This is a genomic window from Paenibacillus sp. y28 (genome assembly GCF_037137075.1).
Classification (GTDB): domain Bacteria; phylum Bacillota; class Bacilli; order Paenibacillales; family NBRC-103111; genus JBBBNV01.
The window spans coordinates 21074-37484 of record NZ_JBBBNV010000013.1; the positions used below are offsets into that span (position 1 = coordinate 21074).

The 16411-nt window shown below is 56.1% G+C and carries 18 protein-coding genes; 7 read left to right on the top strand and 11 right to left on the bottom strand.

The features are described from left to right. The 8 genes from WBG83_RS12210 to WBG83_RS12245 all read right to left on the bottom strand — a co-directional run. Nucleotides 1–501 (bottom strand): tRNA (adenosine(37)-N6)-threonylcarbamoyltransferase complex transferase subunit TsaD (locus WBG83_RS12210; protein WP_442955832.1); only part of this gene is annotated, 501 nt, incomplete at its 3' end. Further along, a complete protein-coding gene (gene rimI, locus WBG83_RS12215; protein WP_336745430.1) occupies nucleotides 498–965 on the bottom strand; it encodes a ribosomal protein S18-alanine N-acetyltransferase in 468 nt (155 codons plus the stop codon). The genes rimI and WBG83_RS12210, both read right to left, overlap by 4 nt. 25 nt (nucleotides 966–990) lie before the next feature. Beyond that, nucleotides 991–1878 (bottom strand): tRNA (adenosine(37)-N6)-threonylcarbamoyltransferase complex dimerization subunit type 1 TsaB, encoded by an 888-nt coding sequence (gene tsaB / locus WBG83_RS12220; RefSeq protein ID WP_336745334.1) that lies wholly within the window; start codon nucleotides 1876–1878, stop codon nucleotides 991–993. Further along, nucleotides 1875–2345, bottom strand: a complete 471-nt coding sequence (gene tsaE / locus WBG83_RS12225) for a tRNA (adenosine(37)-N6)-threonylcarbamoyltransferase complex ATPase subunit type 1 TsaE (protein WP_336745335.1) — start codon at nucleotides 2343–2345, stop codon at nucleotides 1875–1877. The genes tsaB and tsaE overlap by 4 nt, the downstream gene beginning before the upstream one ends. Then, complete coding sequence (thiL, locus tag WBG83_RS12230; protein WP_336745431.1) at nucleotides 2342–3547, bottom strand: thiamine-phosphate kinase; 1206 nt, start codon at nucleotides 3545–3547, stop codon at nucleotides 2342–2344. Before thiL ends, tsaE begins: the two co-directional genes overlap by 4 nt. A 132-nt stretch (nucleotides 3548–3679) precedes the next feature. Further along, entirely contained in the window at nucleotides 3680–5023 is a 1344-nt protein-coding gene (locus tag WBG83_RS12235) for a hemolysin family protein (protein ID WP_336745336.1), read from the bottom strand. Between the two features lie 229 nt (nucleotides 5024–5252). After that, on the bottom strand, nucleotides 5253–5453 hold the full coding sequence (locus WBG83_RS12240; protein WP_336745337.1) for an H-type small acid-soluble spore protein: 201 nt from the start codon (nucleotides 5451–5453) through the stop codon (nucleotides 5253–5255). Nucleotides 5454–5551: 98 nt separating this feature from the next. Continuing rightward, nucleotides 5552–5734, bottom strand: coding sequence for a hypothetical protein (locus tag WBG83_RS12245; RefSeq protein WP_336745338.1), 183 nt, complete (start codon nucleotides 5732–5734; stop codon nucleotides 5552–5554). 203 nt (nucleotides 5735–5937) lie between these two features. Between WBG83_RS12245 and ku the strand changes: the two genes are divergently transcribed. From ku to ligD, 3 genes are all read left to right on the top strand, one after another. Next, the gene (gene ku / locus WBG83_RS12250; protein ID WP_336745340.1) at nucleotides 5938–6858 is read left to right on the top strand and encodes a non-homologous end joining protein Ku; all 921 of its coding nucleotides are present in this window, start codon (nucleotides 5938–5940) and stop codon (nucleotides 6856–6858) included. A 390-nt stretch (nucleotides 6859–7248) separates the two neighbouring features. Next, the gene (locus WBG83_RS12255) at nucleotides 7249–8211 is read left to right on the top strand and encodes an ATP-dependent DNA ligase (protein ID WP_336745341.1); all 963 of its coding nucleotides are present in this window, start codon (nucleotides 7249–7251) and stop codon (nucleotides 8209–8211) included. Nucleotides 8212–8317: 106 nt separating this feature from the next. Next, a complete protein-coding gene (gene ligD, locus WBG83_RS12260; protein ID WP_336745342.1) occupies nucleotides 8318–9214 on the top strand; it encodes a non-homologous end-joining DNA ligase in 897 nt (298 codons plus the stop codon). A 61-nt stretch (nucleotides 9215–9275) separates the two neighbouring features. On the opposite strand, the gene WBG83_RS12265 is transcribed toward ligD, so the two are convergent. Next, complete coding sequence (locus WBG83_RS12265) at nucleotides 9276–9884, bottom strand: biotin transporter BioY (protein WP_336745343.1); 609 nt, start codon at nucleotides 9882–9884, stop codon at nucleotides 9276–9278. A 109-nt stretch (nucleotides 9885–9993) separates the two neighbouring features. On the opposite strand from WBG83_RS12265, the gene WBG83_RS12270 reads away from it, so the two are divergent. The 3 genes from WBG83_RS12270 to WBG83_RS12280 all read left to right on the top strand — a co-directional run bounded on the left by WBG83_RS12270 (nucleotide 9994) and on the right by WBG83_RS12280 (nucleotide 13477). Further along, complete coding sequence (locus WBG83_RS12270; protein WP_336745344.1) at nucleotides 9994–10851, top strand: ATP-binding cassette domain-containing protein; 858 nt, start codon at nucleotides 9994–9996, stop codon at nucleotides 10849–10851. Beyond that, the gene (locus WBG83_RS12275) at nucleotides 10842–12722 is read left to right on the top strand and encodes an ATP-binding cassette domain-containing protein (protein ID WP_336745345.1); all 1881 of its coding nucleotides are present in this window, start codon (nucleotides 10842–10844) and stop codon (nucleotides 12720–12722) included. Before WBG83_RS12270 ends, WBG83_RS12275 begins: the two co-directional genes overlap by 10 nt. Before the next feature lie 116 nt (nucleotides 12723–12838). After that, nucleotides 12839–13477, top strand: coding sequence for a hypothetical protein (locus tag WBG83_RS12280; RefSeq protein WP_336745346.1), 639 nt, complete (start codon nucleotides 12839–12841; stop codon nucleotides 13475–13477). 185 nt (nucleotides 13478–13662) lie between these two features. Here WBG83_RS12280 and cls read toward each other — a convergent pair whose 3' ends face one another. Then, the gene (gene cls / locus WBG83_RS12285; protein WP_336745433.1) at nucleotides 13663–15093 is read right to left on the bottom strand and encodes a cardiolipin synthase; all 1431 of its coding nucleotides are present in this window, start codon (nucleotides 15091–15093) and stop codon (nucleotides 13663–13665) included. 59 nt (nucleotides 15094–15152) lie between these two features. Further along, on the bottom strand, nucleotides 15153–16013 hold the full coding sequence (locus WBG83_RS12290) for a DUF421 domain-containing protein (protein ID WP_336745347.1): 861 nt from the start codon (nucleotides 16011–16013) through the stop codon (nucleotides 15153–15155). A gap of 122 nt (nucleotides 16014–16135) precedes the next feature. Between WBG83_RS12290 and WBG83_RS12295 the strand changes: the two genes are divergently transcribed. Continuing rightward, entirely contained in the window at nucleotides 16136–16342 is a 207-nt protein-coding gene (locus tag WBG83_RS12295) for a DUF1657 domain-containing protein (protein WP_336745349.1), read from the top strand. The last annotated feature ends 69 nt before the right edge of the window (nucleotides 16343–16411 follow it).

A 16411-nucleotide genomic window follows, 5' to 3' on the forward strand; every position in this document is an offset into this window, starting at 1 on the left:
GATAATGCGGAATTGGCCCGGTGCTTCTACAAGCACCAGCTCCGTATGTCCGCCGGATACGACGAGGGATAACAGCGGGTACTGCAGCTCGGCTACCAGACTGTTGGCATAAATATGTCCGGCGATATGGTGCACCCCGATGAGCGGCAGGTCCAAGGCTCCCGCCAATGCCTTGGCGGATACAACCCCAACCAGCAAAGAGCCGACAAGCCCCGGCCCTTGTGTCACCGCTACTGCCGACAGGTCCCCAAGCGTTACCCCCGCCTCCTGCAGCGCCTCCTCCAATATCAGCGTAATGGTCTCCACATGCTGACGCGAGGCGATTTCCGGCACAACCCCTCCATAACGGCGGTGGGTATCAATTTGGCTGGATACGATGTTGGACCGGATCCGCGTGCCATTTTCTACAATTGCTACTGAAGTCTCGTCACAGCTTGTTTCTACAGCCAGAATTACACAGGGGCGTTCCTGCAGCCCTTGCTGCTCTATCGTTTTGATCATGCGTCTGCCCCTCCCTTCCAATCCGCCGGGCCGCCTAAATGCTGGAGGTCGGCCCACATGATGAGCGCATCTTCATTGTTGTCGGAATAATATTGCGGGCGGATCCCCGCCGGATAAAAGCCCATTTTGCGGTATAAGCTTTGGGCAATGTGATTCGAAACCCGGACTTCAAGCGTCATTTTGAGCATCCCATGATACAGTGCGGTGGTCTGCAGCTCATGCATCAAACGGTAACCCAGCTTATGGCCCCGGTACGGCGCCCGCACCGCAACATTCGTCACATGAGCTTCATCGACGATAAGCCACATGCCGCCATACCCGGCAATTTCCCCGCCAACCTCCATAATCAAATAGTTTGCAAAATGATTATTGGTCAGCTCATTGTGGAAGGCATTTTCCGTCCACGGCGTAGCAAACGCCTCGTTTTCAATCTCGCATACAACCGGGATGTCTCCCAGACGCATCGCACGAAATGTCACCGTCCAGTCCTCATCGGACCTCTTTTGGCGCCTGAGCTGCACCGTCTTCGCCTCCCTGCTGCTTCGCGTTCAGCTTCGCTTCGGCTTCCGCCAGCTGCGTATAATTCGGCACCAGGCTGTGTGGATCCGCACCTTCCCCGCTTTGAAGCTTAGGCAGGCCCAGCAGCCCGACATCCATCCCGCGCATCCGGGTCTCCTGAACAGTTACCTTGCCGCTCCAGGCTCCGGCCCACAGGCCGATTTGTTCTTGGAACAACCCGGTCTCCCCTACAAAACAAAGCTCCTGTCCGGCCGCAAAAGCATGCTCCGCAATGACATTAAGCCAATCCGCAAACAGCCGGATACCGTCCGCTTCCAGCCGCTTCAAGGAGCCGCCGCTTTCGGATGCTGCAAACAACGCCGTATAAGCTTGGCCGCGCCGGGCATCCATTAGCGGAACAATCCACCGTCCGGGGGACGCCTCTGTCCGAAGGCTTCGAGCATCTTGGCTGCCGGCCGATTCGTCGCCGCCCGCCGCCGGCTGCCCGCTGAGGATGCTGTCCGCCCCCTTAGCCAGCGCTTCCAGACTGGATACGCCGACAACCGGCTTTTGCAGCGCCCAGCTCATCGTTTTGGCGACGGTTATGCCGATTCGAACACCGGTATATGAGCCCGGGCCTATCCCTACGGTTATCCCCGCCAAATCGCGGGATGTGAACTGCAAAGAGTCCAGCAGGCTGTTAATCATCGGCACCAGCCGGATGGAATGATTGCGTTCCGAGGCGGAATGACTCTCGCCAAGCAGCTTACCATGCTGCAGCACAGCCAGCGCCATTGAGGTTGTAGAAGTGTCCAGCGCCAGCACCGGACCTGAAGAAAAGCTTGTTTCCCGCTCATCGATATCATGTATGTCTGTCACAATAGTCCTGTCTCCTTTAGCTTGCCGCACCAGCTTGCGTACGGCTCTCCGATCGGCTCGATTTCAAATTGCCGTGTTTCGTCGTCACGACGCGCAATATAAATGCGAAGCCGCGCCTCGGGCAGCAGCCCTTCGATCCGGCTCGCCCATTCCACCAGGCACACCCCGTCACCATAAAAATACTCATCCAGGCCTAGCTCCCCGGCCTCCAGCTCATCAATACGGTAGACGTCCATGTGGTATAACGAAAGCTGCCGGCCCTCATATTCCTTAATCAGGGTGAAGGTCGGGCTATTCACAATTCCCTTCACACCCAGCGCCCGGGCGATTCCCTGAGAAAACCGGGTCTTGCCCGCGCCCAGGTCACCGTCGAGCACAATGACGGAACCCGGCTCCAGCAAAGCGCCCAAGCGCTCAGCCAACAGCTCGGTATCGGCCTCCCCGGCCGAAATATAATGATAGGTCATTCCGACTCCCCTCTCGATGCCGGACGGTACACTTCCGCCGGTCCGGCAAAATGATTGTATCCCCGCTTGGGCACGTTCTGCCGCCGGCCGTCGGACCTGATCAGCGTAAGCGCAGCCGGCCCCTCCACTGTACGCCCAATCAAATGAAACGGCAGGCCCGCCGCCTCGAACAACTCCCGGAGCTTGTCGGCATGCTCCTGCAAGACCGTGCCTACAAGCTGGTAGTCCTCTCCGCCGTACAAGATCCAGTCCAGCGGATCGAGTCCGGCTTGAAGGGCATACGCCGCCAGACCCGGATGAACCGGCAAAGAGGCTTCCTCCAGCACCAGCCCGATCCCGGAGGCTTCCGCAATCTCCCAAGCCTCGCTAGCCAATCCGTCGCTAATATCGTTCAGCGCGCCGCACAGACCGCTTTGTGCCAGCAGCCGCCCCGCTTCCACCTGCGGAAGGGGCCGCTGGTGCTCACGGATAAGCTCATGAAGCGCAGGCGCAGGCGCCTCTCCCGGCTCCGGACCTGCTCCGCCAATTGGGTCCACCAACGCCTCTTCTTGGGACAGGCCCTTGCTTCCGGCTGCTTCCTCTCCGGTCGCCGGCCACAGCTCAGGCTCCAGTATCCGGCCCTGCTTCAGCAGCCCGTGCAGCCCGGCAGCCGAGCAGCCCAAATAGCCCGTCGTGAAAACGGCCTGTCCGGGCTGCGCCCCGGACCGCAGCAGCGCCCGGCCCGCTTCCACCTCGCCGGTAACGGTTACCGACACGACGAAGCTGCCCGGCGTTGAGGTTGTATCCCCGCCGACAATGGCCACTCCGTAGCGCGAGGCGCATTCGTACAAGCCGTTGTAAAGCGCTTCAAGCCAAGCTACAGGAATATGGGGCGGCTTGCAAAGCGTCACCAGCGCATAACGCGGCACAGCGCCCATCGCGGCCATATCGCTAATGTTGGAGGCCATCGCTTTAAAGCCGACATCCGCGGCCCGCATCGTATCTGGCCGGAAATGCACTGTCTCTACCATCGCGTCACAGCTAAGAACAAGCTCCCAGCCGCTTCGGTGCCGGACCACCGCCGCATCATCGCCGATGCCTACCGTAACGCCGCTGTCAGAGGCTGCCATAGCTCCCGCCGCACTGTCAGCAGTGCCCCTCTCCGGCTTTTCTATAGTGCCGCTCTGCGCCGTCAGCCTGCGTATGAGCGCAAATTCATCCATCCCCGCCACCCATGAATCCTCCTGCATCTCATTAATGTTCCTATTATAGCAAAAAAAGCGCAGCCGCCAAATGGCGCTGCACTTCTTTTGGATATGACAGCAGTCATGATTTGCGCTTCGCAGGGCATCCATCTAACCTACTTGCGGCAAATCTTCTTCTATCTCCTGCTGCAGCTTTCGGACGACAATACGGGAAATCCGCATATGGTCCACTTCCTCGATGACGAACTCATAGCCGTTATACTTGATTTTCTGATTCACGCGGGGCGGAATTTCAACCTGGGAATAAATCCAGCCGCCAATCGTGTCGTAATCGTCCGTCGGAATATCAAATCCGAACTGGGTATTCATTTCATCTATTAAAAGCAGCCCGTCGATCGAATACGCATCATCTTCCATTTTTTCCAATGCAGGGCGTTCCTCGTCAAACTCGTCCTGTATTTCACCCACGATTTCCTCGATGATGTCTTCCACTGTGACAAGTCCGGACGTACCGCCATATTCATCAATCAACAAAGCCATTTGCGTTTTTTTCCTCTGCATGAGCCGCAGCAGCGAGCTGATTGGCATCGATTCCGGCACACTCGTCAGCGGGCGTACAAGAGAACGGATATCCTGAGGCTCCGGATCGCTTTTGATGAGATCCTTGATGTGCACGAAGCCGATAATGTTATCCTTGTCGGGGTCGCACACCGGATAGCGCGTCAGCATCTCCTGAATGGCAATCCGTTTATTTTCCTCATAGGACAGGTTCGCGTACAAACAAACCATCTCGGTGCGGGGAATCATAATTTCACGCGCGTTTGTTTCGGTAAATTCAAAAATGTTGTCCATCAGCGCCATCTCATTGTTATCGATAAGGCCGCTTTTGTGGCTCTCCTGCATCAGCAGGCGGATTTCCTCTTCCGTATGGGCTGTTTCATGCCCATGATCCGGCTCGATACCCGACTTGCGGAGCATCCAGTTAGACGAACCGTTCAGCACATAAATAAACGGGTAAAGCAGCTTGTAAATAATGACCATCGGCGCGGCGGTCCACAACGTCACTTCTTCCGCCTTGCGGATCGCATACGTTTTCGGGAACTGCTCGCCGAGCGTAATGTGGAACGCAGTTATAATACTAAAGGCAATCACGAAGGATATCGTATGAATAACTGCATCCGGGAATCCAAACTCTTTGAGATAAGGTGATAGCCAGTCTGATATGGCAGGCTCGCCAATCCAACCGAGTCCAAGTGAAGCAAGCGTAATCCCAAGCTGACAAGCGGATAAATAGCCGTTCAAGTTGTTGAGAATCTTTTGTGCAAACTTGGCCCTGAGGTTTCCTTCCTGCACAAGATGATCAATCCGGCTGCTGCGGATTTTAACCAAGGCAAATTCAGCTGCAACAAAAAATCCGTTCAACAAAACAAGAATCAGAACAATAGCTAGCTTCAACAATAACATCGGTAAATCGGGGTCACTTTCCAATGACATTTCCTATCGCCTCACACGGGAGACAATAGGTACACCTCCTTTTATGCAGTTAAATTTTGAATAGTCCTTTCTATATTATAAATCGTATGCGCATTTCCGTCAAAAAAGCACCCGGTTCCCGCGTCAAATACGGGTTCCAGAGTGCTTTCCCTGAGCGTGCGCGGCGGCCGAAGAGGCCAGGCTTCGTACCCGCTTCGCGAGGCTGCTTATCCATTTATTCCCTATCGTACTAGTCGTCAATCGGGGCGTGCTTATTTTCCCGAAGCTGCTCCAGATTGACTGTCCGGGTCTCGTCACTGCCGTTTTGCAAATGAACCGTAGCTGTTTGCGTGCCTGAATCGACACTTTCAATCCAAACCGGCTCATCGTCCAAATACACCTTGATGTGGTCGGCCGACACAATAATTGATTTTGCCCGTGTCACATCCATTCCTGACACCTCCCTCGCCTTAGAGCTTCTGCGGCGGTTCCCCGCATGTCCATCCGGGATAACGATAAACAGCCGCTTCCGGTGCTTCCTGGACCGGCTTAGTCCGATATCGTATCGGGATCGCCCATCGTATCCGTGGTAGAATCGCCGATGTAGCCGTTATGCACCGTTACCTGCCCGCCGCCAAGTCCTTCATTAATCATGCGGTCAATGTCCATAAATGCATCTTCACGCCCTTGGTGATCGGCATCATTCTGAAATACCTCATTCGGGTCTGCCATGGGTATGTTCCTCCTTCGTCTGACTATGAAGTGTGCCGCCTTGCGGCATCTGTCCTATACATTGCCCCGCTGGAAAACAAATCATACTTGCTCCGGGCTATGCATACAATGAATAGTTCCAGAAGGGCGATTCCCTGGCTTTTAGAAACCGATCTCAAGGGGAATACTGCTGAGAAATACGGATTTACGAGGAGGCTACCCGGATGCATACCATTTGGAAAGGCGCGATCAGCTTCGGGCTGGTGCATGTCCCGATCAAAATGTTCGCCGCTACCGAGGATAAGGATATCGCGATGCGTTATATTCACCGAGCCTGCGGCACACCGCTCTCCTATGTCCGCAAATGCCAGCACTGTGAAGCTGAAATCGCATGGGAAGACATTACGAAGGGCTATGAGTATGAGCCCGGCCGGTTTGTTCTATTTGAAAAAGAAGAGCTCGACAGCCTGTCCGAAACAAGCCGGGAGATTAAAATTCTGGATTTCGTCCATTTGACGGATATCGACCCGATTTATTTCCAAAAAACGTATTACCTGTCTCCGGGAGACACCGGCTCCGGCGCTTACCAGCTGCTGCTGGAGGCGATGCGCCAAACCGGCAAAATCGGCATTGCCAAGGTTTCCATCCGCTCCAAGAGCAGCCTCGCGGCCATCCGGGTCATGGAAGGCTGCATAGTGATGGAAACTATTTTTTACCCGGATGAGATTCGGCCTGTACAGCAGGTGCCGAACCTGCCGGACAACATTCAGGCGAGCGAAAAGGAGCTGACCATGGCGAAGCTGCTCATCGAGCAGCTGTCCACGCCATTCGAGCCGGATAAGTACAAGGACGATTACCGTGAACAGGTTCAGGAGCTGATTGCGAAGAAGGTTGCGGGCGAAGAAATCAAAGAGGCGCCGGAGCCGCAAAAAACGAATGTTCTCGATTTGATGGCCGCTCTGCAAGCAAGTCTGGAAGCCGTGCGCACCAGCGTTCCTCCTGTTACCGATCCCGCCCGGCCAAGCAGCTCAGAAGCGGCTGCGGGCGCGGCAAAAACAAACGAAACGGCACAAGGCGACCCCGGTCAAGAAGCAGCGGTCACCCCAAAACGGCGCCGCTCCTCGAAGGTAAAAGAAACGGTTTAACAGCCGTACTGCTGAAAAGTCCGGTGGCAGCTGAAAAACGGGAGCGGCTGGCGATCCTGCTAAAGAACCCTCTATTGTGCCGGATACGTTGACGATTTGCGCAATGATGAAGCTTCCGGCATCTGCTGCCAACAATGCTGCTGCCGCTGCCGCTCCCGCTCCTGCAGAGCAATTTCGCAGCGCAGGCGCAGCTTCCAACTCCCATGTGGTCAACCGACCGCCGTCGGTGTTTCGCCGTATGACGGCGGTCGACCGATTCCTGACGGCAGCTTTTGACCTGTTATTATGCACAATACTTTCCGCATGTGGTCGACCGACCGCCGTCACCGGTTTCTCTCACAAGGCGGAACAACGATGAACAGCAATGCTTTTTAAACGGCAGGTGATGATGTGAAGCTTAAGCCCGTTGCTCCGTTTGAGCCGGTATACACGGAACGTCTGCCGGAGAAGCCGAACTGGATTGCGCAGGTGAAATGGGATGGCGTAAGAATGCTTTTGTATTGTGACGGGGAAGACGTTCGATTAGTTAACCGCCGTCTGAATGACCGGACCTTACAATATCCGGAGTTTGCCCGTCCGACCAGATACTGCTCGGCCTCCGCCTTCATTCTCGACGGAGAGATCATCGCCTTCGACAATAACAAGCCCTCTTTCCACGAAATCATGAAAAGAGACAGCCTGCGGAAGCAGCAGGCCGTTCTGCAGGGCATGCGGCATACGCCGGTCACGTATATGATTTTTGACATGCTGTACTGCAACGGGGAATGGCTGCTGGATAAGCCTCTGAAGGAGCGGCAGGCGATGCTGGAGAAAACCATCATCCCTCAGCCGGATGTGCAGCTCGTGCCCAGCTTCACCGATGCGGCGGGACTGCTCTCCGTAATGAAGCAGCATCAAATGGAAGGCATTGTATGCAAGGATTTGAACAGCACCTATGCAATCAACAGCAAGGACGCCCGCTGGCAAAAATACAAAATCACTCATGATCTATTTGCGGTGGTTGGCGGGGTAACATACCGAAGCGGCACTGTCAATGCGCTGCTGCTCGGGCTGTACGATGCGGACGGCAGATTGAATTATATCGGCCATGCGGGGGCCGGCAAATTTACCGTGCGTGATTGGCGGGAATTAACCCGAATTGCCCCGTCGCTCACAATCGCCTCCAGACCCTTTGCAAGCGAACCGGAGCGCAGCAAAGAGGCCGTCTGGCTTCTTCCCAAGCTGACCGTAAAGGTCGAGTATCTGGAGTTCACGCCCGGCGGGACGATGCGGCACCCGGTGCTTCAGGCCAGAATGGATATTTCCCCTTCCGAATGCACCGTCGATCAGCTGCCCAAACCACGCAGCATGTAGCCTATCTAACTAAGCGTTATTCCCAGCGTATTCCGGTAGGCTTAGTAACCTGCGAGAATCGCTGGGGGAACCGAAACCGCGCTTGCGGAAAGGAGCCGTGCAGCCGATGCCAGCTTATGCCAGAACCAAAGGCGTCATTGTCATAGAAGGCCACGAAATTACGATTACCAATCCCGACAAGCCGCTATGGCCGAAGCAGGGGATTACGAAGGCGATGTATTTGGAGAAGCTGGCACTGCTCGCGCCTTATTTGCTGCCTTACTGCCGCAACCGGCATTTAACTACTATCCGGTACCCGCACGGCGAGGGCGACAAATCGTTTTATCAAAAAAATTGCCCTGAGCCCGCTCCCGCCTTCGTCCGAACGGCCCAGCTGGACGGAATCAACTACGTCGTGCTCGACTCTCTCCCTACCCTGCTTTGGCTTGGCAATCTGGCTTGCTTGGAATTCCATCCGTCGCTTCATTATATCGGCGAGACACTGCCCGCCGAATGGCTCATTGATATCGATCCGTCGGTGGACCCGGAGCCGCGCATTATGGAGGCCGCTCAGCTTGTCGGTGAAGTGCTGGACAGTCTCGGCATTCAGTCCATCGCCAAAACGAGCGGCGCCACCGGCGTGCAAATCTGGGTTCCCCTTGACAAGACGCAGGGCTACACCTTTGAACAGCTGCGGCGCATCGGACAATTGATATGCAGGTATTTGACGGCAAAGCATCCGCATATATTCACGCTGGAGCGTATGACAAAAAATCGAGGCAGTCTGATCTACCTCGATTACATGCAGCACTGGTATGGCAAAACGCTGGCCGCCCCGTATACGCCGCGCGCCAAGCCCTTTGCGACCGTATCTACCCCGCTGGAATGGGCCGAGGTCGCGCTGCGCCCCGACCTGCGTGAATTTAACTTGTTAACCGTTACAGAACGGCTCCTGCACAAAGGCGATCTGATTGCAGCGGTTCCCCCGCAGCGGCTGGATGCAGTACTGGACGCTATCCGTTGAGGCCGGACGCAGTTGCTGTTCTTCTCCCGGTTCGGAACACGGACGTTACTCCAGGTTCGCTCTACTCGGTTCTGTCTTGAAGCTGGACTACCTCCGACCCGCTGCCGCCAACCAGCTTCCACACCGGGAAGGCACGCCGGACAGGCAGCACGATTATCGCCGTCACCAGCGCTTTGATAACATCTCCGGGCAAATACGGCAGCATCCCCATAACCAGCGCTTTGCCGATGGAGACGTTCGCTTTGTATGCCAGCCACGGCACACCGGTCACATAAATGAGCAGGGAGCCGAATACGAACGCCATGAGAAAAATTTGAATAAACGCCCATTTACCGTTGCCTCGAACGCGGGAAACAAACCAGCCAATCAAATAGGCGCTAAGTGGAAACATCACGGCGAATCCCCCTTTGGGCCCAAGCATATACCCAAGACCGCCTTCTCCATGAATGAGCGGCAGCCCCAAAAAGGTTAAAGCAATGACCAACAGCATACTGAAGCCGCCGTATGCCGCCCCCAGAATAGCTCCCGCCAGCATCACCCCCATCGTGGTCAGCGATATCGGAACGGGCGTAAAGCCAAGGCTTACGGACAGGAAGCTCATCGCGACCAGCAAAGCCCCGAATAATGCGCTGTATACGACACCGCGCACGGTAATACCCGATTTCATCATTCTCCACTCCTCTTCATATACCTGTATCGTCTCTTGCAGGTTCATAGAGTATAATATACTAAATATATGAAAGAAAACACCTTCAGCATAGAAAGGATTTTTTCGCGAAGTGGACGAGCTTTTATTTGACCTGCGCCGCGTCAGCGTGGCATTTCGAGGAAACGATCGGCCCCAGGTGGTGCTGGATGATTGCAGCCTGCGCATCCGGCAAGGGGAGTTTCTGGCCATCGTCGGCCGCAACGGCAGCGGAAAAAGCACGCTGGGGCGTGTTCTGGCCGGACTGTGCCCGATTTCGCTTGGAGAATATAACCGTGCTGTGGATTCATCCCGGGACGTATCGATTGTGCTGCAGAATCCGGATGCCCAGCTAGTCGGTGAAACCGTGTATGAGGACCTGTGCTTCGGTATGGAAAACCGCTGTATTCCGCCGGAGCAGATGCAGGCAAGAGCGCTGGCCGCGCTAGCCGAGGCAGGGCTTCATGCCGGGCTGGATACGCCGACAGCTCACTTATCAGGCGGACAGAAGCAGCTGCTTTGTCTGGCCGGCGCACTGGCTGTTGATGCCAAGGCGTTCATTCTGGACGAGGTCACAGCTATGCTGGACGGCGTGGCAAGACAAACCGTGCTGCGGGCGGCAGCCCGTCTGCACCGGCAAGGAAAGACGGTCATCTGGATTACTCAGCTTATGGACGAGCTCAGTTATGCGGGGCGGGTAGCAGCTCTTGAGAGCGGACGGCTGGCATTTGACGGGACAGCGGAGCAGTTTTTTTATGAAGAAGCGGACAGAAACGGCGCCACGCCGCAAAACGAGAACCATGACGGCTCCTGGTGCGGTATGCTCGGATTTCCGCCGCCTTATGCCGTTGAGGTAGCCCGGCAGCTAATCCGGCTAGGCTGGCCGATGGACGAATTCAGGCCGCTGCGGGCCGAGCAGCTGGCCCGGGCTGTAGGTGCGCCATGTCTCTAGACCTTCAACAGCTGACCGTCTATTCCGAGGACCGATCACAGGTACTGCTAAGCCGGGCAAGCTGCCGGATTGAGGCCCGGCAGCTAACCTTGCTGCTGGGGGCAAGCGGGGCAGGCAAGTCCTCCCTGCTGAATGCGCTGGGTGGATTGAATCCGGCGATTGAAGGACGAATAGAATATGACGGTATTCCGCTGTGGGAGGGCCGCCGTCCGTCGCCCACTGTTCTGCACCGCATCGGGATGGTCTTCCAATTCCCGGAGCAGCAGCTGTTTGCCCGGACTGTGGAAGGGGAATTCACATACTCTCTCCGCCCGTTAAAGCTGTCCCGCGATGAGATGCGCCAGCGGACAGAGCAAGCCATGCAGGAAGCCGGGCTGCCCCTGACGCTGCTGGATGCATCCCCCTTTGATCTGAGCGGGGGCCAAAAGCGCCGGGTGGCGCTGGCCTCCACCTTGGCGGCCCGCCCGGAATGGCTGCTGCTTGACGAGCCTACAGCCGGTCTGGACCCGGCTTCCGCATCAAGCTTCATCCGGAGGCTGGAAGCCATGAAAGCCAGGCTTTCGGGCGGGATTGTCGTCGCCACCCATGATTTGGAGATGCTTTTGCCCGTGGCCGACGCCGTCATTCTGGTTGCAAACGGTGAAATCTTAGCCCGGCACACCGTTCAAGCTCTGTTTGAACAACCGGAGCTGTTGACGAAGGCGGGCCTGGCCCTTCCTGCCGGCATGAAGCTGGCTGAAGCTTTACGGCAACAAGGCATCCTCCTGCCGCCAGGCCCGCATAGCGCAGCCCGAATGGCAGCCCTCCTTCATGAGCTGGCCCCCTACGGCAAGCAAGCAGCCGGAAAAGAACCCGCCTTCGGGGGCGGACCGATTCAGAAGGCTTCCTTCGCAGGCCAGCCTGGCGCGCGAAACGCCGGAGAAGCTGCGGCAGGTAACGGGCTTTCGGGCGCTCCCGGGCCATTACTACCGGATCATGACGGACGGGAGCGGTCTGCTGTGGCCGAGGGACCGGATGCAAAAGCATCAGGCACAGCCCCGACCACAGGGACTGCCCATGCAAAGACTGCGGATTTCACCCCGAATCATCCGGGTCAAAGCCAAAGCCGCTGGGCCGCCCGGCTCGATCCCCGTGCCAAGTGGATCTATATTGTACTGGTTTCGTGCGGGACACTGCTTCAGACAGCTTGGCCCGGACTAGCCCTCGCTGCGCTTGCAACGGCCTTCTCCGTCCGGGTTGCGGGACTAACACGCCGGGCCTGGTACCCTGTCACCAGGCCGCTGCTGTTCTTCACGCTCATTTCGTTTGTTTTCTCAGGAATGCATTGGGGCCATGAGGGTACCGGATGGGGCGCGTTTGTTCCGGCCTTCTCCTTTTCCGCTGCTTGGGCCACCTTATTTAATCTGTCCCAGATTTGGCTTGTGATGATGCTGGGCCTAATTTTGCCGGCAACAACCAGTCCATTTCGGATGCAAAAAGGGATTGAACAGCTGCTGGGCATTTTCCGGCGGCTCCGCATTCCGGTCGACGCCTTGGCCTTGGCAGCCTCCCTGCTGATCCGCTTCATCCCTATGCTGGGCCGGGAGGCGCAGCGGTTTGCCCGGATCGCCCGGTCGCGCGGCAAACGGATGACGAAGTCCGGCGGTTTAAGCTGGCGGGAGCTGCCGGCCATGATCCTTCCGCTTCTGATTTCCGTGCTGCAGCTGGCGTCTGATTTGTCACAGGCGTTGGAATCGCGGGGATATACACTGACCGGCAAGCCCCGCACCTCCAGCCTCCGGCTTCAGCTGCAGCGCCGTGATGTTCAAGTCATGCTGACGGGGCTCCTCCTATTGCTCGCGCTTCTATCGCTACGCCTCCTGCTGGAATAAACAATCCCGGATACGCCCGTTTCTTGGGCCGTCCGGGATTTTTTGTGCCTTTCTACGCGCTTAATAACCCAAGCCGTCTGCTAGATTCGGTCATATGTTAATAGTGTAGAAAGGAGGTGATTCGCGATGAAATTAACGAGGCCATCGGCATTCCCAAGCGCCCCGAAAGCGAGCATCCGTTCCAGAAAAAAAGTCAATGGCACCGCCAAAAGCCAAATTTCGCCGCTTACAACCCTATTTCCGCTCTTGAACCGTATCTGTTTCCGACGCCGGGGGTTGTGCTACTGTATTCGGTTTATTCCTACCGGCGCTCCCCGTCCGGCTCTGCGTCTGCTGCGGCTCCTTCGGTCCGTGCTTCTGAACCGCATCATTTTTTTCTGCGTCGTTCGTGCCATCCGCTTGGAATCCGCTCTCCGCTTACGCCGCTGTCTTCGCCTGGCCGGTATATTCCTGCCGCTGCGTATCACCCCGCTCAGCCGGAGACGGGTACGGATTTGCATCGTATTCCGCGGCCGGGCGATCGCCTGCGTAACACTGGTTCTATCGATAACCCGTGTGTGTCCACCGCTGCTTTAGCAGCACTGATTGAACGCAACAACCCTTATCAGGAAACCTCTATTCATCCCCCTCCAACAACCTTATCGACTAGCCCCCGTTACACCCCGGGGGCTGTCTTTTTTTTCAGCTTCATCGGGAGACCGCAGCATGACCAAAAAAGAAAGGCAAAAACGAAGCAGCGCAGAGCAGGTCTCTAGTAGGGGCGTCACCGAAGCGTTGCTGGCGCATCTTGGGCACGCCGTGCTGGTTACAGCGGCGGGAGTCTCGTCGGCAAGCCTCGCCGTGCGCAATGGCCTGTGCAAGCTTGAAATGGGGACCGGCTTGTGGTCGACCGACCGCCGTCCTGCAGCGAAACATCGCGCTGGGAGCTGCTTGCCGCCTGTTACAGCAGCGGCGACAGCAGGCGGGCCACCATCTCCTTCGTACGCTGGACACGCCCTCTGTTCACAAATTCATTGGTCCGCAGCTCCTTGCAATTCGCCTCGTCCATATTGTAATCCGATTCCAGACGCGCGATCTCCCTGTGGTCGAAGAGCACCGCATTCAGTTCAAAGTTGCTGAAAAAGCTTCGCATATCCATATTCGCTGTCCCGACGGAAGCCAGGACATCATCCACAAGAAGCACCTTGGCGTGAACAAAGCCCTGCTGGTATTGGAAAAACCGGACCCCCGCAAGCAGCAGTTCCTCTACATAAGACATGGAGGCCCAGAGCACCAGCCGGGAATCGGCAACCCCGGGAATAATAATCCGAACGTCCACCCCGCTCAGCGCAGCCGTCTTCAAAGCCGTCATCACAGCCGGATCGGGTATGAAATACGGTGTCGTTATCCACACGCGCCGGTTCGCCGCCGCCACGGCGGCAAAAACCATCTCCAAAATCGGATCAGTCTGCAAATCCGGCCCGCTGGCAATAATCTGCACATGCCCTTTTCTCTTGCAGCTGTGCTCCGGGAAATACCGCGCATCCGTCACCCGCTGGCCGCACACAAAAAACCAGTCGGTCAGGAACGTTTGCTGCAGGTAATATACCCCGTCTCCCCTCAGCTCCAGGTGGGTATCCCGCCAATGGCCGAGCTTCGGATTCAGTCCCAAATACTCATCTCCGATATTGATGCCGCCCAAATAGCCGGTAACTCCGTCAACGACGACAATTTTGCGGTGATTGCGATAATTAATCCGTTTATCGAACAACGCAATATGCGGAGGCAAAAAACAGTTCACCTCTACGCCGGCCTGACGGAGAGACTGAATAGCCTTCGAGCTGAACTGATAGCTGCCGACCCCATCAAAAATAAGGCGCACCTCCACACCGGAACGCGCCTTTTTCATCATCAGATCCAGAAACCGTCTGCCGATTCCGTCCTCCCGTATCGTGTAATACGCCAGATGAATGTGCCGCCGCGCGCCCTCCATTGCAGCCAGAATCGCTGCAAAGGTTTCCTCGCCGTCCTTCAGCACTTTAACCTCGTTGCACGATGTAATTTGAGACGCCGGGATGCGATTCAGCAGGTTGAACAGTCTCGGTACCGAAGCCAGCCCGCTCCCGCCCATTTGCTCCGGGTCCTTGACCGGGTTGACATGGCGCGCCATTACACGGCGGATTTCTACCAGCATCCGGATTCCCTGCCGGCGCAGCTTGCGCCGCTGCGTGTACCGCTTGGCGATGAAATAATACAGCGCAAAGCCAAATAACGGAAACAAATACAGGATTACCAGCCAGGCAACCGCTTTGGCCGGATGCCTGTGTTCGGATACAAGCACAATCCCCATCTGCAAGAAAAAAAAGAGCAGTAAAATCACAAGCCAACTGATCCTCGTCACCCCCCGAGAGGCTCATGCCGCCTATATCGCTGCCGTACGGCCCGGATTAGTCAGCCTTGGAGCAGGTGCTTTATATCCTCCAGCACCTGTTCCATCTGCGCAGCCGCAGTCTCATACATCGTTCTGGCCTTTTCATTCTCCGTCGTCAAGCCGAACAGGGTCAAATCGGCCTGGCATTTTTTCAAGGTGGCCTGCAGTACCTCCTTGTTCTGAGGCTGCGGCAGCTGCAGCTCATCATTATACAAATCGATGAACAGCTGTCCGTAACCATCCACCTGCCCCACAAATACGTTATCCAGCAGCACGCCCTGCTTCTCCAGCTCCGTTTGCAGCCACTGCCGGCTGAGGCCCAGCTCCACTAAAGAGCTGTCCATGAGCCGCCCGTCCATAATAACCGTGCGGGGGGCCGTCTTGGGAGCGACCTTGATGCCGAGATGCCTCGGCGTCAGCGGACGCGCCTCATTAACGAGCATCACATTAATTTCCCCGCTTGATTCCATGACTGCGAACTCAACGTCCGCAAGCTTGAATGCACTTTTTTTGCGGAGCTGCTCCATGAGCTCGTCAATGGTCAGCCGCATACTTTTCACATTGTCCTCCAGCACCTTGCCGTCCTGAATGAGTACGGTTGCCTTGCCGTCTACAATATCCCGCACCTTCTTGCTTTTCATCGTCAGAAATTCAAATAACACGGACACAGCAACCCATACGGATAAAGCAACGACACCCAGATACCAGGTGGAATCCACCTGAACCGAAACATTAGCCGCCAGGTTCCCGATGGTAATCCCTGTGATGTACTCAAACAGCGATAGCTGTGATATTTGCCGCTTGCCCAGCACCTTCGTCATTACAAAAAGCACACAAACCGCCGCTAGTGTCCGTAGTGCTACCTCTGTCCATTCCGGCACTTGAAGCCCTCCTCTTTCCAACCGTAATTCGTTTGCTGTTTCAGTATTTGTCAAAAAGAGCAGGAATATGAACACATAGGTCATGCCATATTATAAGGGGTTAGTTGAAGGAGGTGAGGGACATGACCGTAGGATCTCAAGTCAAAACCTGCTTGGCTTCGTTAAAAAGCGCGCAGGCCAGTCTGGAGCAATTCGCCCTTGGCACAGAAAATCAAGAGGCTAAATCCTTGTTCGAGCAGGCTGCCCAAACAACGCAGCAGGTGGTTCAGCAAGTGGAAAGCCGCGTTCAGCAGCTTGAAAATGAGGAGCCGCAGTACAAGGGCTTTTAGCCAGCGCCCTCTCTCCATTTGGAGCCCTCGCTTCGAGGCCGCTCTCAAGCAAAAACAAAATAACCGATT

Excerpts from the sequence above, each read along its gene's own strand:
- WBG83_RS12235 (WP_336745336.1), bottom strand. The coding sequence starts at position 5,023 with ATGTCATTGGAAAGTGACCCCGATTTACCGATGTTATTGTTGAAGCTA.
- WBG83_RS12265 (WP_336745343.1), bottom strand. The coding sequence starts at position 9,884 with ATGATGAAATCGGGTATTACCGTGCGCGGTGTCGTATACAGCGCATTA.
- ligD (WP_336745342.1), top strand. The coding sequence starts at position 8,318 with ATGCCAGCTTATGCCAGAACCAAAGGCGTCATTGTCATAGAAGGCCAC.
- WBG83_RS12240 (WP_336745337.1), bottom strand. The coding sequence starts at position 5,453 with ATGGATGTGACACGGGCAAAATCAATTATTGTGTCGGCCGACCACATC.
- tsaE (WP_336745335.1), bottom strand. The coding sequence starts at position 2,345 with ATGACCTATCATTATATTTCGGCCGGGGAGGCCGATACCGAGCTGTTG.
- WBG83_RS12245 (WP_336745338.1), bottom strand. The coding sequence starts at position 5,734 with ATGGCAGACCCGAATGAGGTATTTCAGAATGATGCCGATCACCAAGGG.
- WBG83_RS12295 (WP_336745349.1), top strand. The coding sequence starts at position 16,136 with ATGACCGTAGGATCTCAAGTCAAAACCTGCTTGGCTTCGTTAAAAAGC.
- WBG83_RS12275 (WP_336745345.1), top strand. The coding sequence starts at position 10,842 with ATGTCTCTAGACCTTCAACAGCTGACCGTCTATTCCGAGGACCGATCA.
- rimI (WP_336745430.1), bottom strand. The coding sequence starts at position 965 with ATGCGTCTGGGAGACATCCCGGTTGTATGCGAGATTGAAAACGAGGCG.
- ku (WP_336745340.1), top strand. The coding sequence starts at position 5,938 with ATGCATACCATTTGGAAAGGCGCGATCAGCTTCGGGCTGGTGCATGTC.
- thiL (WP_336745431.1), bottom strand. The coding sequence starts at position 3,547 with ATGGATGAATTTGCGCTCATACGCAGGCTGACGGCGCAGAGCGGCACT.